17 protein-coding genes and 2 rRNA genes are annotated in these 18,466 nt (G+C 58.8%); 10 read left to right on the top strand and 9 right to left on the bottom strand.

What is annotated here, in order from left to right; translation table 11 throughout:
* From HMPREF1287_RS00005 to HMPREF1287_RS00025, 5 genes are all read left to right on the top strand, one after another.
* Positions 1-3,071 (top strand): 23S ribosomal RNA (locus HMPREF1287_RS00005); the annotation flags it as partial.
* Positions 3,072-3,230: 159 nt separating this feature from the next.
* Positions 3,231-3,348 (top strand): 5S ribosomal RNA (rrf, locus tag HMPREF1287_RS00010).
* Positions 3,349-4,009: 661 nt separating this feature from the next.
* Positions 4,010-4,642, top strand: a complete 633-nt coding sequence (locus HMPREF1287_RS12645; RefSeq protein WP_023017563.1) for a hypothetical protein — start codon at positions 4,010-4,012, stop codon at positions 4,640-4,642.
* A gap of 136 nt (positions 4,643-4,778) precedes the next feature.
* On the top strand, positions 4,779-5,015 hold the full coding sequence (locus HMPREF1287_RS00020) for a hypothetical protein (RefSeq protein ID WP_005279821.1): 237 nt from the start codon (positions 4,779-4,781) through the stop codon (positions 5,013-5,015).
* Positions 4,999-5,262 (top strand): type II toxin-antitoxin system RelE/ParE family toxin, encoded by a 264-nt coding sequence (locus tag HMPREF1287_RS00025; protein ID WP_023017564.1) that lies wholly within the window; start codon positions 4,999-5,001, stop codon positions 5,260-5,262. Before HMPREF1287_RS00020 ends, HMPREF1287_RS00025 begins: the two co-directional genes overlap by 17 nt.
* A 59-nt stretch (positions 5,263-5,321) precedes the next feature.
* Here the strand turns inward: HMPREF1287_RS00025 and HMPREF1287_RS00030 are convergent, their stop codons facing one another.
* From HMPREF1287_RS00030 to HMPREF1287_RS00040, 3 genes are read right to left on the bottom strand one after another with little or no spacing between them, the layout of a single operon-like run.
* Complete coding sequence (locus HMPREF1287_RS00030) at positions 5,322-5,954, bottom strand: DUF3239 domain-containing protein (protein WP_023017565.1); 633 nt, start codon at positions 5,952-5,954, stop codon at positions 5,322-5,324.
* Positions 5,954-7,576 carry a DNA repair helicase XPB gene (locus HMPREF1287_RS00035; protein ID WP_023017566.1) on the bottom strand — a complete coding sequence of 541 codons (1,623 nt, stop codon included), beginning with the start codon at positions 7,574-7,576 and terminating at the stop codon, positions 5,954-5,956. The genes HMPREF1287_RS00030 and HMPREF1287_RS00035 overlap by 1 nt, the downstream gene beginning before the upstream one ends.
* Positions 7,573-9,600 carry a helicase-associated domain-containing protein gene (locus HMPREF1287_RS00040; protein ID WP_023017567.1) on the bottom strand — a complete coding sequence of 676 codons (2,028 nt, stop codon included), beginning with the start codon at positions 9,598-9,600 and terminating at the stop codon, positions 7,573-7,575. Before HMPREF1287_RS00040 ends, HMPREF1287_RS00035 begins: the two co-directional genes overlap by 4 nt.
* 65 nt (positions 9,601-9,665) lie before the next feature.
* Here HMPREF1287_RS00040 and HMPREF1287_RS00045 point away from each other — a divergent pair, with 65 nt between their 5' ends.
* The gene (locus HMPREF1287_RS00045) at positions 9,666-9,851 is read left to right on the top strand and encodes a hypothetical protein (RefSeq protein WP_023017568.1); all 186 of its coding nucleotides are present in this window, start codon (positions 9,666-9,668) and stop codon (positions 9,849-9,851) included.
* A 48-nt stretch (positions 9,852-9,899) separates the two neighbouring features.
* On the opposite strand, the gene HMPREF1287_RS00050 is transcribed toward HMPREF1287_RS00045, so the two are convergent.
* Complete coding sequence (locus HMPREF1287_RS00050) at positions 9,900-10,520, bottom strand: resuscitation-promoting factor Rpf1 domain-containing protein (protein WP_023017569.1); 621 nt, start codon at positions 10,518-10,520, stop codon at positions 9,900-9,902.
* Between the two features lie 295 nt (positions 10,521-10,815).
* Between HMPREF1287_RS00050 and HMPREF1287_RS00055 the strand changes: the two genes are divergently transcribed.
* A complete protein-coding gene (locus HMPREF1287_RS00055) occupies positions 10,816-11,196 on the top strand; it encodes a cold-shock protein (RefSeq protein WP_005281859.1) in 381 nt (126 codons plus the stop codon).
* Here HMPREF1287_RS00055 and HMPREF1287_RS00060 read toward each other — a convergent pair.
* Positions 11,193-11,726 carry a DUF2771 domain-containing protein gene (locus tag HMPREF1287_RS00060; protein ID WP_005279829.1) on the bottom strand — a complete coding sequence of 178 codons (534 nt, stop codon included), beginning with the start codon at positions 11,724-11,726 and terminating at the stop codon, positions 11,193-11,195. The genes HMPREF1287_RS00055 and HMPREF1287_RS00060 overlap by 4 nt on opposite strands.
* A 6-nt stretch (positions 11,727-11,732) precedes the next feature.
* Entirely contained in the window at positions 11,733-12,539 is an 807-nt protein-coding gene (locus HMPREF1287_RS00065) for a glutaminyl-peptide cyclotransferase (protein ID WP_023017570.1), read from the bottom strand.
* A gap of 5 nt (positions 12,540-12,544) precedes the next feature.
* Between HMPREF1287_RS00065 and HMPREF1287_RS00070 the strand changes: the two genes are divergently transcribed.
* The 3 genes from HMPREF1287_RS00070 to HMPREF1287_RS00080 are packed head-to-tail and all read left to right on the top strand — an operon-like array spanning position 12,545 to position 15,485.
* Positions 12,545-13,213: a DUF3027 domain-containing protein gene (locus HMPREF1287_RS00070; protein ID WP_023017571.1), complete on the top strand. Its 669-nt coding sequence runs from the start codon at positions 12,545-12,547 to the stop codon at positions 13,211-13,213.
* Between the two features lie 51 nt (positions 13,214-13,264).
* On the top strand, positions 13,265-14,668 hold the full coding sequence (locus tag HMPREF1287_RS00075) for an NCS2 family permease (RefSeq protein ID WP_023017572.1): 1,404 nt from the start codon (positions 13,265-13,267) through the stop codon (positions 14,666-14,668).
* 10 nt (positions 14,669-14,678) lie between these two features.
* Entirely contained in the window at positions 14,679-15,485 is an 807-nt protein-coding gene (locus tag HMPREF1287_RS00080) for an RNA methyltransferase (RefSeq protein ID WP_005279837.1), read from the top strand.
* On the opposite strand, the gene HMPREF1287_RS00085 is transcribed toward HMPREF1287_RS00080, so the two are convergent.
* The 3 genes from HMPREF1287_RS00085 to serC form a co-directional block, all read right to left on the bottom strand.
* The gene (locus tag HMPREF1287_RS00085) at positions 15,446-16,276 is read right to left on the bottom strand and encodes a hypothetical protein (protein WP_023017573.1); all 831 of its coding nucleotides are present in this window, start codon (positions 16,274-16,276) and stop codon (positions 15,446-15,448) included. The two genes, HMPREF1287_RS00080 and HMPREF1287_RS00085, sit on opposite strands and share 40 nt — an antisense overlap.
* Before the next feature lie 3 nt (positions 16,277-16,279).
* Positions 16,280-17,128, bottom strand: coding sequence for a septation protein SepH (gene sepH, locus HMPREF1287_RS00090; protein ID WP_023017574.1), 849 nt, complete (start codon positions 17,126-17,128; stop codon positions 16,280-16,282).
* Positions 17,129-17,234: 106 nt separating this feature from the next.
* Complete coding sequence (gene serC, locus HMPREF1287_RS00095; protein ID WP_023017575.1) at positions 17,235-18,353, bottom strand: phosphoserine transaminase; 1,119 nt, start codon at positions 18,351-18,353, stop codon at positions 17,235-17,237.
* Between the last annotated feature and the right edge of the window lie 113 nt (positions 18,354-18,466).

Raw genomic sequence — 18,466 nt, forward strand, 5'->3', positions numbered from 1 at the left:
AGGGCGCATGGTGGATGCCTTGGCATGCTGAGCCGATGAAGGACGTGTAAGGCTGCGTTAAGCCTCGGGGAGTTGTCAATAAAGCGTTGATCCGAGGATGTCCGAATGGGGAAACCTGGCCCTGGTTATGTGGGGTTACCCTTCAGTGAATTCATAGCTGTTGTGGGGGTTACGCGGGGAAGTGAAACATCTCAGTACCCGTAGGAGGAGAAAATAATAATGATTCTGCTAGTAGTGGCGAACGAACGTGGATGAGGCTAAACCGTGTGCATGTGATACCTGGTAGGGGTTGTGTGTGCGGTGTTGTGGGGCCTGATTTTGTGTCATCTACCAGTGGCACGCCCTTTTTGCATTGTTGTTAGGTGAAGTGGTTTGGAATGATCTGCCGGAGTAGGTGAGAGTCCTGTAGCTGAAGATGATGATGTGGGGGTTGTTGGGTTCCCGAGTAGCAACGGGCTCGTGGAATCTGTTGTGAATCTGCCGGGACCACCCGGTAAGCCTAAATACTCAGTGTGACCGATAGTGGATAGTACCGTGAGGGAATGGTGAAAAGTACCCCGGGAGGGGAGTGAAATAGTTCCTGAAACCATGTGCTTACAATCCGTCAGAGCACCTGTTTGTGTGTGATGGCGTGCCTTTTGAAGAATGAGCCTGCGAGTCAGCGGCATGTCGCGAGGTTAACCCGTGTGGGGTAGCCGTAGGGAAACCGAATCCTAATGGGGTGATAAGTGGCATGTCCTGGACCCGAAGCGGGGTGATCTACCCATGGCCAGTGTGAAGCAGCTGTAAGAGGTTGTGGAGGCGCGAACCCACGTAGGTTGAAAACTGCGGGGATGAGCTGTGGGTAGGGGTGAAAGGCCAATCAAACTCCGTGATAGCTGGTTCTCCCCGAAATGCATTTAGGTGCAGCGTCGCATTTAGCTTGGTGGAGGTAGAGCGACTGGTTGGTTGAGCGGGACTACAATCTTAGCAATGTCAGCCAAACTCCGAATGCCATCAATTGTGTTGTGCGGCAGTGAGACTGTGGGGGATAAGCTTCATAGTCGAGAGGGAAACAGCCCAGATCGCCGGTTAAGGCCCCTAAGGGTGTACTAAGTGGAAAAGGATGTGGGATCGCGAAGACAGCCAGGAGGTTGGCTTAGAAGCAGCCATCCTTGAAAGAGTGCGTAATAGCTCACTGGTCGAGTGGTTCTGCGCCGACAATGTAGTGGGGCTCAAGTACACCGCCGAAGCCGCGGCAAGCAACATTTTTTTGTTGTTTGGGTAGGGGAGCGTCGTGCATGGGTGGAAGCGTTACCGTGAGGAGGCGTGGACTGTGTGCGAGTGAGAATGCAGGCATGAGTAACGAATTGTAAGGTGAGAATCCTTACCGCCGGATGACTAAGGGTTCCTGGGTCAAGTTCGTCTTCCCAGGGTGAGTCGGGACCTAAGGCGAGGCCGACAGGCGTAGTCGATGGATAACCAGTTGATATTCTGGTACCCGTACATGTGCGCCCATGATAAAGCACGGATACTAACCACTGCGGATACGCTACCTTTGCACTTTTTTGAGTGTTGGTGGTGTTGATGTCGTGGGGCCTGATGTGTGGTTCAAGTGATGGGGTGACGCAGTGAGGTAGCCGCGCCACTTAGTGGATTGGTGGTGTAAGCGTGTAGGCCGTGTGGTAGGTAAATCCGCCACACATAGAGGTTGAGGCGTGATGCGTAGACCCTAAGCGGGTTGATGGTGGTGATCCTGTACTGTCGAGAAAAGCCTCTAGCGAGTGTGTGTATGGCCCGTACCCTAAACCGACACAGGTGGTCAGGTTGAAGATACTAAGGCGTTCGGGTGAACTGTGGTTAAGGAATTCGGCAAAATGCCCCCGTAACTTCGGGAGAAGGGGGGCCCTGTGACGTGAAGACCCTGTGCGGTTGGAGTGTTGTGGGGTCGCAGAGAATAGAGGGAAGCGACTGTTTATCAAAAACACAGGTCCATGCGAAGACGTTAAGTTGATGTATATGGACTGACGCCTGCCCGGTGCTGGAAGGTTAAGAGGACCGGTTAGTTAACGTTTGTTAGCGAAGCTGAGAATTTAAGCCCCAGTAAACGGCGGTGGTAACTATAACCATCCTAAGGTAGCGAAATTCCTTGTCGGGTAAGTTCCGACCTGCACGAATGGCGTAACGACTTCTCTGCTGTCTCGACCACAGGCCCGGTGAAATTGCATTACGAGTAAAGATGCTCGTTACGCGCGGCAGGACGAAAAGACCCCGGGACCTTCACTATAGCTTGGTATTGGTGTTTGGTTCGGTTTGTGTAGGATAGGTGGGAGACTGTGAAACCGTCACGCTAGTGGTGGTGGAGTCGTTGTTGAAATACCACTCTGATCGGATTGAGCATCTAACCTTGGCCCATGATCTGGGTTGGGGACAGTGCCTGGTGGGTAGTTTAACTGGGGCGGTTGCCTCCCAAAATGTAACGGAGGCGCCCAAAGGTTCCCTCAGCCTGGTTGGCAATCAGGTGGTGAGTGTAAGTGCACAAGGGAGCTTGACTGTGAGACAGACATGTCGAGCAGGGACGAAAGTCGGGACTAGTGATCCGGCACCTACTTGTGGATGTGGTGTCGCTCAACGGATAAAAGGTACCCCGGGGATAACAGGCTGATCTTCCCCAAGAGTCCATATCGACGGGATGGTTTGGCACCTCGATGTCGGCTCGTCGCATCCTGGGGCTGGAGTAGGTCCCAAGGGTTGGGCTGTTCGCCCATTAAAGCGGCACGCGAGCTGGGTTCAGAACGTCGTGAGACAGTTCGGTCTCTATCCGCCGCGCGCGTTGAAACTTGAAGAAGGCTGTCCCTAGTACGAGAGGACCGGGACGGACGTACCTCTAGTGTGCCAGTTATCCCGCCAGGGGTATCGCTGGTTGGCTACGTACGGAAGGGATAACCGCTGAAAGCATCTAAGCGGGAAGCCTGTTTTAAGATGAGGTTTCTTTTGAGGTCCCCTAAAGACTATGGGGTAGATAGGCCAGACTTGGAAGCACTGTAAGGTGTGAAGGCTACTGGTACTAATTGACCAAAACAAACACACCACAACAACCCCGAACACCATGTGGTTTAAGGGATGTTGAAGAGTGTTCTTGTTTAGCGAGTAAACAAACAAAAATGCACATTATCGTGTGTGTCGCGTCCACTATGCAGTATCTGACACAACACCCACACAATTGTGGTGGGTAGTGTTCTGATAGGTTTGTCGGTGGTTCATAGCTACAGGGAAACGCCCGGTCCCATTCCGAACCCGGAAGCTAAGCCTGTACGCGCTGATGGTACTGCAACCGGGAGGTTGTGGGAGAGTAAGTCACCGCCGACACCAAACAACAAAACAACAAAATAAAGTTCGTACCGAGAGGGGCAAGGACACCGATTTCTACGGAGTCTTTGCCCCTCTTTTTCGTGATCCCATAATTTTCTATAATGAAGCCTATGAGGACTCTTGCACAGGCGGTAACCGCTCTCGTTCGGACCAATGACCCAGACCTGTACAAGGGTTCCCGCGCCGTTTATTACAGCGACCGAATATATGAAGCCGCTGAGCTATTAGAACAGGCAGTGGAGGATCCTGCGCAACTTCTCGGCATTATGCCGCCGAGTCCATCCGACATTGTGCTTGTTTCCCTAGACGCAGTAGAAGAGGTCCTCAAGACCATTCCGAGGGTGAATGACTATGCCCATGCCGTAAGGGATGCCGGCGAAGTCTTGGCGCGGGTAGTTCCTTTCGCGGCGCAGCAAGCTAGTTACTCCGGTAGCGCTTTGGCTGATTGGTTTATACGAATGAATGAGATTCTTCCGGCCGAAGAAATAGACCTCGACCCAGTCTTTTTGGCACCTGCTCTCGGGGAAGAGGGCGTGGCCTGCATCCGCTCGTGGTATGCTTCACAACAGGTCGGTGGCTACGTGGGGCGTCGGCTAGCGGTGCTTGAAGGCAGTGCTGAAGCCGTTCTTCGGACCCATGGTCTCAAGGGAGTGCGGCGTTGCGATATGAGGAGATCATTGGCGGCCTTTGTGACATCGGCCGCTATGGTCTTGCCTTCGATTGGTCCGAGAAGGCGGTTAACGAGTGCGCCGTGGAGGAAACCCGAAATATAGCCTCGGGTTGGGCTGTTCTTGCCAGGGAGCATTTTCCCGAACATTCGGAACGCGTCGCCCGAAAAGTATTCGATACGTACCCGGAACTACCGTCCGCTCAGGAACTCTATGCAGTCGCCCCCGACAAGGCGGAATCGGCGGCGCATATACAACACACGTTGGAGGATAAGCCATGGGATTTGGTGATGTTTCAGCACTTGTGCCTTGAAGACCCTGGACTTGCCTGGAGCACCGTCGTTAAGGCGGGAATGGAACGGCCAATGGCGCAACGGTTCCTCGATGACCTCCCGGCGCAGGTCCTTCCTTTCGTTCGCGACAATGTCACAACTTACCTAGATTCGACGAAGGTCGGTCGTGACATGGGCATCGAGCTGCTGCAGACCATGAGAGAAAAGTCGTCGGAGCTGGGAGCGCCCTGGGATGCGGATTTCAACACGCTCTTGACAGATCTACGGTGCCGCTATGCAGAGCGGTATGTCGTCTTAAGGAGACTGGACGAGGTTTCCTTTATCACTTGATTCGGCTACCGAGAAAACGCTCAATTTGTGCCTATGGGTGAGAAGGGAGTCAGCAGTACGACGTGACCACAGCAAAGCGCCGGCAATGCTCACAGGGTGGTGTACAAATCGCTTTACTTGTTGTAAACATGTTTACATGAGCGAGTCAGTAATTAGTTTGCGCGTTAACGCGAAGCAGAAAGAGCGCCTAGATGCGCTTGCTTCGCGGACTGGGCGGACTGGGGCCTTCTATCTTCGCAAGGCCCTAGATTCCTACCTAGATGAACTTGAGTATGTGTATGCGCTTGAAGCCGAAGCCGAAGCAGCACGACGCGGAGAATTGGACACAATCTCCCTGCAGGACTTAGAGGACGAGTGTGGCTTGGTCGATTGAGTTCACCCCGCGTGCGGCAAAGTCGTTTCGGAAGCTTGACAAGCCCGTGCAGAAACAAATCAGTAAGTTTCTTCGCGAGGTAGCAGAGTTAGACGATCCCCGTGTGCGCGGTAAAGGACTCGTTGCGGACAAGTCTGGATTGTGGCGATGGAGAGTAGGGGATTATCGGGTGATTGTTTCTATCCTCGATGAAGCTGTGGTCGTCAACGTCATCGATGTAGGACACCGACGCAATATTTACCTTTAGCCATTTGACATAGGTAAAAGAAAAAGCACCAGAAACAATCTGGTGCTTGAGAGTCCTAGCTAGAGGACGAGTAGGTCATAGCGGGTTGCTTTGACATCGGAAAGCCGCTTGCGGGCGCGCTCTAGGCGCTGCCATTGTTCCTGGGGGATGGATTTGCGGGCGATGGTGACGGTTTCAGCATCGGGGGTTCCCCAAGCAATGGGCATGGGGGAGATTTGCTGCCAATGCTCTTTATCGGAGGTGGAACGCTGGCCGGATACGGCGGCGACCGGAACCTTGGTGCCAACGGTGCGTTGGACGCCGGGGATGGAAGACACCGTGCGCAGGCACGCGCCCCAGCGTGGGGGAAGGGACGGATCCACATTAGTATTTACCAAGGCAAGAAGGATCATATCTCGTTCGTTGACCTGTGCGATGACGGCGGGAGCGAGCGGATAAGAATCATAGAGGGATTGGGCCGTTCCTACCTTGCTTGCGGCGGCGACGCCGACGATGGCAACGACGATGCCAAAGAGGATGAGCCCTAAGCCCAAGGTGATTCCCCAGGAAAAGCTCCACCAAACAGCGGCACCGGCGATGATCAGGATGAGGCCGAAGATAAGCCCGGACACGCGCAGGCGGTTGGAATCACGAAGTAGCTCATTATTGGACTTAGCAAAGGACTCGTCAACGTCGAACTTAAAGATTTTCATTAACCCAAGTCTACTGCGTCCATCAGCCGGTAGGCATATCCTTGCTCGGCGAGGAAGCGTTGGCGGTGCATGGCATAGTCGGCATCGAGGCTATCGCGGGTTACGAGCGTATAAAACAGGGCCTCGGTTTCTTTCGGGCGAAGCAGGCGGCCTAAGCGTTGCGCTTCTTCTTGGCGGGACCCAAAGGTTCCAGATACTTGGATAGCCAATGCGGCCTCGGGAAGGTCGATGGAAAAGTTCGCGACTTTAGAGACGACGAGCGTGGGCAAGCTTCCCTCGCGGAACTGCTGGAAGAGTTTTTCGCGCTTGGAAGTGGACGTGGAGCCATCGATGACGGGGCAGTCGAGGTGCGTGCCGAGTTCTCGGAGCTGGTCCACGTAGCCACCGATGATTAGCGCCTGCTGATCGTGGGAGGCGAGGATCTTGTCCACGGCGCGGAGCTTCGCGGAGGCTTGGGCCGCGATGCGGTAGCGGTCGCGCGGCTGCGCGGTGGCATAGAGCATGCGTTCTTCTGGGTCCATATCTACACGGACCTCAGTGCATTCCGCGGTGGCGATGTAGCCGGCCATTTCCAGCTCTTTCCACGGCGCATCGTAGCGCTTCGGGCCGATGAGGGAGAAGACATCGCCCTCCCTGCCATCCTCGCGCACGAGGGTGGCGGTAAGCCCTAGCCGGCGCCGCGATTGCAGGTCCGAGGTCATGCGGAATACGGGTGCGGGCAGCAGGTGTACTTCGTCGTAGATAATAAGGCCCCAGTCGCGGGAATCGAAGAGTTCAAGGGCGCGGTACTCACCCTTGGTTTTTCGGGTGACCACTTGATAGGTGGCGATGGTGATCGGCTTGATTTCTTTCTTTTCACCGGAGTACTCGCCGATGTCGTTGGCGGAAAGCGTCGTGCGGCGCAGGAGCTCGTCGCGCCACTGGCGGCCAGCAACGGTATTGGTGACCAAGATGAGGGTGGTAGATTGCGCCTTTGCCATGGCGGCGGCACCAACGATGGTTTTTCCGGCACCGCAAGGCAAGACCACTACGCCCGAACCGCCGGACCAGAAGGCGTCGGTGGCGTATTCCTGGTAATTGCGCAGGTGCCAGCCATCCTCGTTCAGTGCGATGGGGTGGGATTCACCGTCGATGTAGCCGGCGAGGTCTTCGGCGGGCCAGCCGGCTTTGAGGAGTTCCTGCTTGAGGCGGCCGCGCTCGGAGGGCGCGACGGCGATGGTGTTGTCATCGATGCGCGCACCAAGCAGTTTTCCTACTTTGCCCCGGGAGAGCTCGGTAAGGATGGCGGGCTCTTCGGATTCGAGGATGAGCCCGTGGGCGGGGTGGGCGTGGAGGCGGACGCGGCCGTAGCGCGACATGGTTTCGGCGACATCGACAAGCAGCGATTGCGGGACCGGGAACCGGGAGTAGGTTTCGAGGACATCGACGACCTGCTCGGCGTCGTGTCCGGCGGCGCGGGCATTCCATAGCGCCAGGGAAGTAATGCGGTAGGTATGTACGTGTTCGGGGGCGCGTTCCAGCTCCGCGAACGGTGCGAGGGCGGTGCGCGCAGCGGCGGAATCTGGATGATCGACTTCCAGCAAGACGGTCTTGTCTGACTGCACAATCAGTGGTCCGTTCATGCGTCTAGGGTAACGGAGGTGATGCGGTGCAAGGGAAACCGGATGGTGGAGCCATCGGCGGCGCGGGCATCGATTTGGCCGCCGGCGACGGTAAGCGGGGTAACGGTGCGGGTCTTGGTATTGCCATTTTTATCGGCATAGCCAATGGTGATGGGGCGTGCGGTACGTGCGGCGGCGTGGACCAGATCCAGGTTGGGCAGGCTTGGAGCCTCCCCAGTGGTGAGATTGCGCAGCGCACGCGTGATATCGGGCGGTGCGGCTTGGCCGCGTGGGCTGGGCGTTGGCAGCGTTGCGGGCTCGGGCGCGATGGACAGGCTGGCGCCATTTTCGTCCTCGGCGGCGGGGGAGAGTCCGTACTCGCGCAGGCGCTCCAACAGATCGCTGACGCGCAGCTGGGAAATCGCGACCGTGGGGGCGAGCAGGCGCAGCGGGGCGGCCTTCGTTGCGATGTGTAAGAGGGCTGGGTCCTCGCTGCGCAGGTAGGATAGGGCCGGTCCGGAGCGCAGGGTGCCGTGGCGCTCGGCGATGTCCTCGATGTGGAACTCCAGCGTATGCGGGACATCGCCATGCGTGGCGAAGAAGTCGCGGATTTCTGTGCCCGTCATCCCTCGGTCGAGGCCGCGGCGGAGTGAGGCATCGCTGATGCGGTAGACGCTGGCTAAACCGGGCGATTCTAGGTCCGCGAGGGACTCTAGAGTGTGATGGGCGGCAGGCTCGAGGGGCCCAGGCACGAGCACGGTCATATCCGCTTGAATCAGGAAATAATCGATGGTGTCTGGGGTTAAGGCATCGGCCGCAGCAAAGCCATCGATGAGCACGCTGGTAGCTCGCCCGAGCGCGATGGCACCTATCCATTCCGCCTCGTGGTGCAGCTCATCGATGGTCTCTGGGGAGGTATGCGTGGCAAAAAGCGGAAAGGAAAAATGCAGGTCCGCTTGAAATTCAGCTGTGGAAAGCGGCTCTGCGGAGTGGAGGTAAACATCGAGGATATGCCGGCGGAACTTGGGCAGGCGATCGGTGCTGGCAGAGAGCACCCGGCCGGATTCCCACGGGGTCCAAGGGGAATGTTCCCAGGCGGCGAGGAGCACGCGCCACTGGGCGGCTAGTCCTGCATCGAGCCATTCTTGGGCGGAATCGGTGGGCGCGAGGAAATTTCCCTCGTACCCGGACGGTTCGCCGCGGTTGATAAGGCGCGCAGACAGGCCGAGCGTGATGAGGCGGCGCAGTTCTGGTTCCGCGATGTCCAGCTGCTTGCTGAGCTGGGCAAGGGGGCGCACGCCGACGGTTTTATCCTTGAGCAGCTCGATCGGCCGGGCGCCCAGGGCAGAAATCAGCTGTTGCATGCCGCGCACCACGGACAGGCCCGCGGCGGTGCCGGCGTCATCGGCCTTGCGGTCAGCGGTGGGCTCGCCGCGCCGCGCGGAGGGCTCGGTGGGAATGTGGGGGACGGTCTGCCCCTTCATGGCGCGGTGCACCTCGCGCGGGAGGCGAACGGTCTGGGAGTCGACGCGCTGCAGGAGCTGCATGTCAATCAAGCGCGGTACTGGGTGGGACGGATTGGTCTCTCGCGTGGTACCGATGCCATTGGAGCGCGCCAGGGTGGCAAGGACGTGGCGTTCGTCTTCAGGGAGGGCATCGATTGTCGCGGGTGATACATCGAGTTGATTAAGCAGTGACCAGCCCGTGGGGAGTGCGGGCATGACCTCTGGCGGGATTTGCACCGCGCCAAAGGCGAGGCCGCGTTCCTTGAGCTCGCGGGTGATGGCGGGGTTGTGGTCTTCTACCTCTGCAAGCTCCCCGCCGCGTTTGGCGATGTCCTCCAGCACCGCCAACTGCTGCGCGTTACACTCCGCTAGCGCTCGGGCGATGGAGGTGCGCAAGAGCAATCGCGTGGCCAGTGCCGCGATGGAGGGTGGCAGCGGGGTTAAAACGTCGGGGCGGTGGCGAAGGATGGTGGCCAGTTCCTCTTCAGTGAGGGAATTAAGCCAGGTGCGAAAATGTGGGAGGTGGGAGGACTGAGTCATGATAAATCACAATTTTAGCGCTGGATTGAGTTACGTTTTTGCCCGAGGTTTGAAATAATAAGGCTATGTCGAATGAAAAGAATGGCTTTGTTTCCCCGGCGTGGCCGGACAATGAAAACCGCGAGCATGCAATTACGGAAATTTCTGCGCCTTTTGCTGGTGCCTCCAGCCCCTACGGCGATGATTTGGTGCTGCCGATGCCGGCAGAGAAGTTGAACTACGTTCACCCTTATACCCGCATCAACCGCTAAAAAAATTCCCCTTGCTGCAGAAGGCGAGGGGAATTTTTATGTGCTTATTTAGCGGCTGAAGTTCTCAATTAGCTGTGCAACCGGGTCGATGACGTTGCGGTTCGCGGAGTAGAACGCGTTAAAGTCGTGGCGGTTTGCGTGGTAGAAGTCGGTGAACTGTGCCGGCAGCTGCAGGCCATAAGCGTTAGCGGTGTCCTTGATGAGGTTGTAGACGGCGTCTACAGCGAGCTCATCGGACTTGTTTTCTACTGCCTGCTGTACTGGCTGCGGTGCTGCAGCAGGTGCGGAAGGAGCGGTGCGCTCGGTCGGCGCGGAGTTCAGGCCAAGGGAAGCCGAGCACGCAGGCCATGCGCCCCAGCCCTGGTTGGCCAGGGTGCGCTCAGCGATGACAATCTGCTGCTCGCGGGTTGCCTGGTTAGCGGTAGGGGCGAATTCACCGCCGCCGTATGCCTGCCAGGTCTGCGCGTTGAACTGCAGGCCGCCGTGGTAGCCATTGCCGGTGTTGATGTGCCAGTCGCCGCCGGACTCACACTGTGCGAGGCGGTCCCAGTCGGAGTCAGGGGCAGCGGCGGCGTTCGGTGCCATGAGGGCGGCGGCTGCACCCAAGGCAACGGTGCCTGCGGTGAACTTAGCGGCAAAGTGGTTAGTCTTAGCGGAGTGGCGTCCCATAAAAGTAGTCCTTTCCGTAGTGCCCGTTTTCGTGTAAATGTTTTGCGCCTAGAAGAAAGGATGGGCAGGGAAACCTTCTTTGCGGCGACACTGGGGGCCAGCGTAGCGGTTTATAACGAAATAGTCACGTTCTGGGCACTAAATGGGAAAGAATTGAGACTATTGTGGTTCTGTCCGCAAAGTTTCCGCAGGTAGGCACATTGATGTGAACTATGTCACATTACATGTGGAGCTTCTGTTCTGTATAACTTCCAGCTAAACTTAAGAATTTACCCAAGAGAAGAGGTGGATACCTATGCCCATTGGCAAAGTGAAGTGGTATGACGCCGAGAAAGGTTTCGGTTTCGTTAGCAACCCGGGCGATGAAGACGTCTACGTCGGCCGGAATGTCCTGCCCCAGGGAGTAGAAGAAATCTTTCCGGGCCAGCGCATCGAATTCGATTTCGCGGCGGGGCGCCGCGGACCGCAGGCGCTGCGGGTGCGCGTGCTGGACAAGCCGCGCCGCCGCACGCCGTCGCGTAAGCCGGAAGAGCTCGGCAGCATGGTCTCTGATGTTATGACCCTGCTGGAATCGCAGGTGCAGCCGGTGTTGAACTCGGGGCGCTACCCCGAGCGCAAGACCGGGCGCCAAGTAGCAGAAATCCTCCGCGCGATTGCGAAGGATTTAGATAGTTAATTATCCATGGTGGATAGGGACCACACGGTGGCGAGGGGGGTTTCTTCGCCATCGTCGTCGGTGCCAATCATGAGGGAGGAGACCTCCACCACCATGAGCCGGGGGCGCTCGCCAGTCGATGCCTCGATGGGATCTACCGAACCGGGGATATCTACCTCGGTCGTTTCATTCGCACCGTGAGAGGTCTCATCATTGGCGGCGGGGTCATCATAAATGGACAGCACCTTCCATTCGTGATTAGAAATCTCCTCGGGGATTTCAAGATGCAAGGTGTCATCCTCGCCCACGGTTAGCTGGGGGACATCGCCTTCAGGGCAATCGGTTCCCGGCTCGCATACGAGGTAGGGCGTGACCTCCTTGGTGTTATCCCCCACGGAGGCGGTAATCGCAATCTCGCTCGGCTCAGGGCCTGGCCGCGAATTGCGCCAGCTCTGGAAGATCACCGCGGAGGCGACGATGACCGCCACGACCACGATGAGCGCGAGGATTTGCAGCAGCGACTTTTTCCTTGCTTCCTTACGGGTTGCCATGGCCCATTACTTTACTCGAACGCGGTAGAGCTCATCCCACCGCTTGCCGGTAAGCCAGAATTCATCGGTGCCCTCGATATGCGCGATGCCATTTAAGACATCATCGGGATCGGTGTATTTCGATTTATCGATGGCATCGGTAGAAATCACCGCGGTGACCTCCCCAGAGGAGGGATCGATGCGGTAGATATCGTTGGTCTGCCACACGTTGGCATAGACATCACCGTCCACGCATTCCAGCTCGTTGAGATCCTCTACGGGCGAGCCCTCGAGGGTGACCTCGGTGGTGGAGCGCTCCGCAAAGGTTTCCGGATCCATGTGCCGCAGGGTAGAGGTGCCATCGGACATGATGAGCTCGTCCTGGTTGGCACAAAGCCCCCAGCCTTCGCCGGTATAGGTGGCGGTCCCAGTGCGCTGGAAGTCGCCGTCATAGCGCAGGGCCTGCCCGCGCTTCCAGGTCAATTGCCAGATGGAATCGCCGTATTGGGTAATGCCTTCCCCAAAAAGCGAGTCATCCAGGGCATGGGCTTGGAGGACCTCGCCGGTTTCAGGGGAGAAGCGGATGAGCTTGGATTCGCCCCATTGCCCGGTGCCGAGCAGGAGGTTGCCCTCTCCGTCTTCTTCTAGGCCTTGCGTAAAGGAGTTCTCTGGCAGCGGCGCGGTATCGAGGACTTCCACTGATAGGTGCTCGGGGGAGGAAGATTCAGAAGCATCAGAAGAGCAGGCTGTTAAGGCGCAGCAGGGCACGGCAATGAGCGCGGCGCGGCGGAGAAACGACATGCACCATATGTACCACTGTTGGCTGGCCATCATGAATAATGAGGGGCGTGAGTAAGCGAAAAGCAAATCCGTTGATCGATTCCCGCGCCGTACGCATTGCGCGTGAGGCATTGGAAGAGGTGGGGGAAGGGGGCATCGGCAAGCATAGGGGCGTCGCCGGAATGGGCCGCAACGTTGTCACCCATCGCTTTGAAGCGGATATGCCGGGCTACCCGGGGTGGGAATGGCAGGCCGTGCTCGCGTGCGCGGAAGGCTCGCGCTACGTCACCGTCAACGAGGTGGCGCTGGTGCCGGGCGGGGAAGCGCTGCAGGCCCCGGAATGGGTGCCGTATGAGGATCGCGTGCTGCCGGGGGATTTGGGCCCGGGAGACCTCATGCCGCCGGCCATCGATGATGAGCGCCTGAATGGAAATGAGCTTTCCGCCAAGGGGCTGGCGGATGCCAAGCATCGCTGGCAAGAAGAATATGGCCCAACCTCGGAGATGGCGGCCAAGGCGCACCTGCAGTGCCGCACGTGCGCTTTTTATATGCAATTCATGGATAACTTTGGGGTATGCGCCAACGAGTATTCCGCCGATGGCCGTGTTGTACATGCACGCTACGGTTGCGGTGCGCATTCGCAGACGCGGGTGAGCGAGGAGAAGGCGCCGGCCGCGGCCTTCGATGATGAAAAGCCCATTTACCAAGATTTTGATTTTGAGGATTAAGGCAGCACACTTAGGGCGTAAAAAATACCGCTCTACGTGAAAGGGCACGGCGTGAAAGCCACTCTCGATCGCTATTTCCACATTTCTGAACGCGGTTCCACCATCGGAACCGAGCTACGCGCGGGAACGGTCTCGTTCTTCGCCATGGCATATATCATTTTGCTCAACCCGCTGATCCTGGGCACGAGCCCGGACGCGGAGGGCTATACCTTGGGCGTGCCGCAGGTTGCGGCCGCCACGGCGTTGGTCGCCGGCGTGATGTCCATTGCCTTCGGTGCGATTGCGAAGTACCCCTTCGCCATGGCCGCGGGCCTGGGCATGAATACCTTCGTTGCCGTCAGCATGGTCGCCACCAGCGAGCTGACCTGGCAAGAAGCAATGGGCCTCGTGGTAATCGAGGGCCTTATCATCGTCCTGCTCGCCGTGTCCGGCTTCCGCACCGCGGTATTTGACGCCATCCCGCAGCCCATGAAGGCCGCGATGGGCGTGGGCATTGGCATGTTCATCGCCATGATCGGTTTCGTGGATGGCGGGTTCGTTACCCGCGTGCCCGATGCCGCACAGACCACCGTGCCGGTGGGGCTGGGCATTAATGGCTCGATTGCCACCTGGCCGGCGGTGGTCTTTGTCATTGGTCTTATTGTTTGTGCCTTCATGGTCATCCGCAATGTGCCGGGCGGGCTATTTATTGCCATCATCCTCAACACGGTGATTGCTTTTATTGTTCAGGCGCTCACGGACTCCGAGGACTGGGGCATGGCCGCCCCGGAGAGCCCGGAGGCGTTGGGAGGCCTGCCGGATCTTTCCATCGTGGGCGATGTGAACCTGGTGGGCGCCTTTGCCAATATCGGGGTGATTTCCACGGTTCTGCTCATCTTCACCCTACTGCTGACCAATTTCTTCGATGCCATGGGCACCATGACTGGGCTGGGCAAACAGGCCAAGCTCGTGGATGACAACGGTAACCTGCCGGGCATGAAGAAGGCGCTGGTTGTGGAAGGCGCCGGCGCGGTGGCCGGTGGTCTGGGCTCGGCATCCTCGAATACCGTTTTTGCGGATTCCTCTGCCGGCATTGCCGATGGCGCCCGCACCGGCCTGGCCAATATCATGACCGGCCTGCTGTTTATCGCCGCCATGTTTTTCACCCCGCTCTATGAAATCGTGCCCATCGAGGCCGCTGCGCCGGTGCTGGTCATCGTCGGCGTGATGATGGCCGCGCAGCTCACGGATATCCCGTGGACTCGCATGGAAGTGGCCATCCCGGCGTTTTTAACCATCGTGGTCATGCCGTTTACCTATTCGATTGCCAACGGCATCGGCGTGGGCTTTATTACCTTCGCGCTCATGTCCACCTTTGCTGGTAAGGCCAAGCAGGTGCACTGGATCATGTGGCTACTGGCGGGCTTGTTCGTCATTTACTTTGGCATCGATCCGATTTCGGAGGCCATCGGCTAGCCTGGAAGGCATGCATATTTCTGATCCCCGTGACCCTCGCCTGGACGATATTCGGAACCTCAATAAATCCGATAAATCTGGCGAGGGTTTGGTCATTGCAGAAGGCCCCTTGGTGGCCGCCCGCCTTATGGAATCGCGGTTCCCCATGCGCTGCCTCGTGGGCTTTCCCCAGAAGCTGGAGGCCTTCTTTGCCGAGTATGGCGAGCCCGAGTGCCCCGTCTACGAGGTCTCGCGCGAGACCCTTGCAGAGGTCGCGGGCTTCGATATGCACCGCGGTTTGGTTGCCGCAGCGGACCGCGCCCCAGAGCCGGAGGTGGGCGAGATCCTGGAGCAGGCCCGCACCATCGCCGTGCTGGAGGGCGTGGGGGATCATGAAAATATCGGCGCCATCTTCCGCCACGCGGCCGGCATGAACGTGGATGCTGTCTTGCTCGGCTCGGGTGCTGCGGATCCGCTCTATCGCCGCTCGGTGCGCGTATCCATGGGCCACGTGCTGCGCGTGCCGTTTGCGCATTTAGAGGGCGGTTTCACCACCTGGCAGCGCTCGCTGCAGGCGCTTGCCGATGCCTCCTTTACCCTCATTTCCTTAACCCCCAACCCCCAGGCGGTGCACCTGGCAGAGGCCATGCACGGGCAGGACAAAGTGGCCATGCTGGTAGGCGCGGAGGGCCCCGGGCTTACCGAGCACGCAATGAAGGCCACCGATATCCGCGCGCGGATACCGATGGCCCCAGGTACCGATTCTCTAAATGTTGCGACCGCGGCCGCCATTTCCTTTTATGAGCGCCAGCGTTCCTTGAGCGACTTGAACGTCTGACGCAGCCAATTGCCAATCAACGAGCCGAGGTGCTTGGCGGTAGAAAGGATCTCATCGCCGGTGGAATCCGGCTCGGCATCGTGGTCCTCGTAGTCGTCATAATCGTTCAGGCCCAGCCTATTCGCTGATTGGGCGGCGAACTCGCTGACCGGTTGCTTTGGCTTGGGCGGATCGATCTTGGGTTCTGGGCGCCCGTCCACGGCATAACCCACGACATCCAGGTCTGGGCCTTCCTGTCCCACGGTGATGCCCAACCAGTGTTCTTGGGCGGCCTCCATGATGCTGTGGGGCCGAAACGGCAGGGAAATACCGCCGAGGGATTCGTCCTTTTCGCCGGCCCAAAACGGTGCCTCGAAGGGCTCGGGCAGGCCGGTGTCCTCGTAGAGACGGTCGCGGGAGGCACACAAGCTGCGCTTGAGCTCACCGCTTTCCCACAGCGCGAAACCCGCATAGTCCTCGTCCGCGTTGCTGACTAGGGCAATAACCCGCTGGGCAGGGATTGCACTTAAGAGGTCATTCGGCAGTTGGGATAATAGGACGGAATCGCCCTCGCAGACCGTTTGCACCACGGCAATCCCTGGGTAGCCGCCGATGTAGTACTCATTCGGATCCGTCTGCGCGGAGCGGTTCAGGGGGAATTGCCCAATCGGGGTGACCGGGAACTTGGGGTTGAGCTGGGCTAGGAACTTGCGGCCGAAACCGCGGTCCGCCTTGGGTTCGGTCTTGAGAACTTCTTCGGCGCCGGGCTTGGAGATGTACCACAGCGTGAGGACGGCATGAGAGATGTCCACTGTTTAGTCCCTCGGGCGCTTGGTATTGGAGCGAACGCCCAAGAGCACGTCCTCCCAGTGTGGGGTGACGGCCTTGCGGCGGCGCTTCGAGGGCTTGGGCTCGGAGGACGGATTCTGCAGGAATTCCTCTTCTTCCGTCTCTTCGCTGGAACCGGAAATATCGGTGACATTGGCGGGCTGATCGCCGTCAATGGCTTCGTCGTAGCGGCCGCTGCCCAAGGAAGTCAGCGATCGCACCGGCTGCACGAAGTCCGGGTCCGTAAGATCTGCCGCGACCGAGTTGCGGGCCTCGACCGTAGCGGGGGAGGACATGGACTGCTTGAAGGTCCATTCCGCCTCGTTTTCAGAAAGGCCAGCCTTCCAGGTCACGCGCACTACCCACGGCTCGCCCTGGTGGCGGTAGGCATCCCACGTGGACTCCGAGAGGGAGTGGCCGCGGGCGGCAAAGGAGCTCGCCAGTACTTCCCACAGGGTGAGCTTGGCCGGGCCGTCTTCGCGCACCGGGTGGGCCTGCTTGGCCACCTCAGAAATGCGGTTGCGCTCCAGCATGACCGGGTAGGCGAAGGGCTCGATGCGCGATTCATCGACATGCATCTCTTCCGCGAGCTCTGCCGTGGAAGCACCGGCACGGATGCGGTTTTGGATCTCTGCCGGCCGGATCTGCTTTTCTTCCTCTTCGTGGGAGGGCTTCGGCATCGGCGCTAGCTTCGGCGGCTCCGGCTTGCTAGCGGCGGGCGTGAGGGCGGAACGCAGCTCATCGGTGATGGGAAGGGAAAACTCTTCGCCTTCTTCGGTGCGTAGCACCAATGAGTCTTCGCTCGATTCGCTGTCAACGAGAAACAGCTCGCGCATAGTGTGGCGCTCCTTTGCCTATCGACGGAAGGACGGATCTGTGATGCAGTCAACTATAACGCGAAAAGGCCCCGCGCCCTGCGAGGCGGCGGGGCATGTTGATCACTTAGTTGGCATCCAGCACGTAGTCGATGCACTGCGTGAGCTTGGCGATGTCCCCAGGCTCAATCGCCGGGAACATACCCACGCGCAGCTGGTTGCGGCCGAGCTTGCGGTACGGCTCGACATCGAGGATGCCGTTGGCCCGCAGGGTCGCGGCAAGGTGGGCGGCATCCACGGAGTCATCGAAATCGATGGTGCCCACGACTAGGGAGCGCGTTGCCGGATCGCTGACGAACGGGGTGGCCTCCGGCCGGGCTTCGGCCCAGTTGTACAGCGTGGAGGAGGACTCGGTGGTGCGCTTGACCATGCCGTCGAGCCCGCCGTTGTCATTCATCCACTGAATCTGGTTATCCAGCATGAGCAGGGTGGCGATCGCCGGGGTGTTATAGGTCTGGTTCTTGCGGGAGTTGTTTACCGCGGTCTGCAGGTTCAAAAATTCCGGAATGAAGCGGTCGGAGTTGTTGATCTTTTCGATGCGCTCTAAGGCCGCCGGGGACATCGCGGCGAGCCAGAGTCCGCCGTCGGAAGCGAAGCACTTCTGCGGCGAGAAGTAGTACACGTCGGTCTCAGCGATATTGACGGGAAGGCCGCCGGCGCCAGAGGTGGCATCGACAAGCACAAGCTGCTGGTCGTTGTGGGGATGTGGGCGAACGACCTCCGTCATCGCGCCGGTCGAGGTTTCATTGTGGGCCCAAGCGGCGACATCGGCATCAGCCGCAAGCTCGCGCGGATTCGGGGCGGTGCCGGCGGGGGATTCGGTGAGCGCCGGGGCATCGAGCCACGGGGCCTTGGAGGCTGCCTTGGCAAACTTGGTGGAGAACTCGCCAAAGGTGAGGTGGGCCGACTGGCGCTCGATAAGGCCGAAGGTAGCCGCGTCCCAAAAAGCGGTGGCGCCGCCCAAAGACAGGACGATCTCGTAGCCTTCAGGAAGCGAGAACAGATCGCTTAAGCCCTCGCGCACGGATCCCACGAGGTTTTTCACCGCCGGCTGGCGGTGCGAGGTGCCCACGATAGCGGGGTCTATGGCCTCGATCTGGGCGGGGCGTACCTTGGAGGGGCCGCAGCCAAAGCGGCCATCGGAAGGCAAGAGATCTGCTGGCAGGGTGATTTTTGGAGTACTCATGCCGCCAGTGTAGAACAGTTCCGGTTGTACGGCAGGTATTTTGATGCCCGTAAACTTGTTGGCAGAATCACAAAGTTTGCTAGAGTGTGAATAGGTATAAGGCTGACTTGTCT

It is taken from the genome of Corynebacterium sp. KPL1986, from assembly GCF_000477975.1.
Classification (GTDB): domain Bacteria; phylum Actinomycetota; class Actinomycetes; order Mycobacteriales; family Mycobacteriaceae; genus Corynebacterium; species Corynebacterium accolens.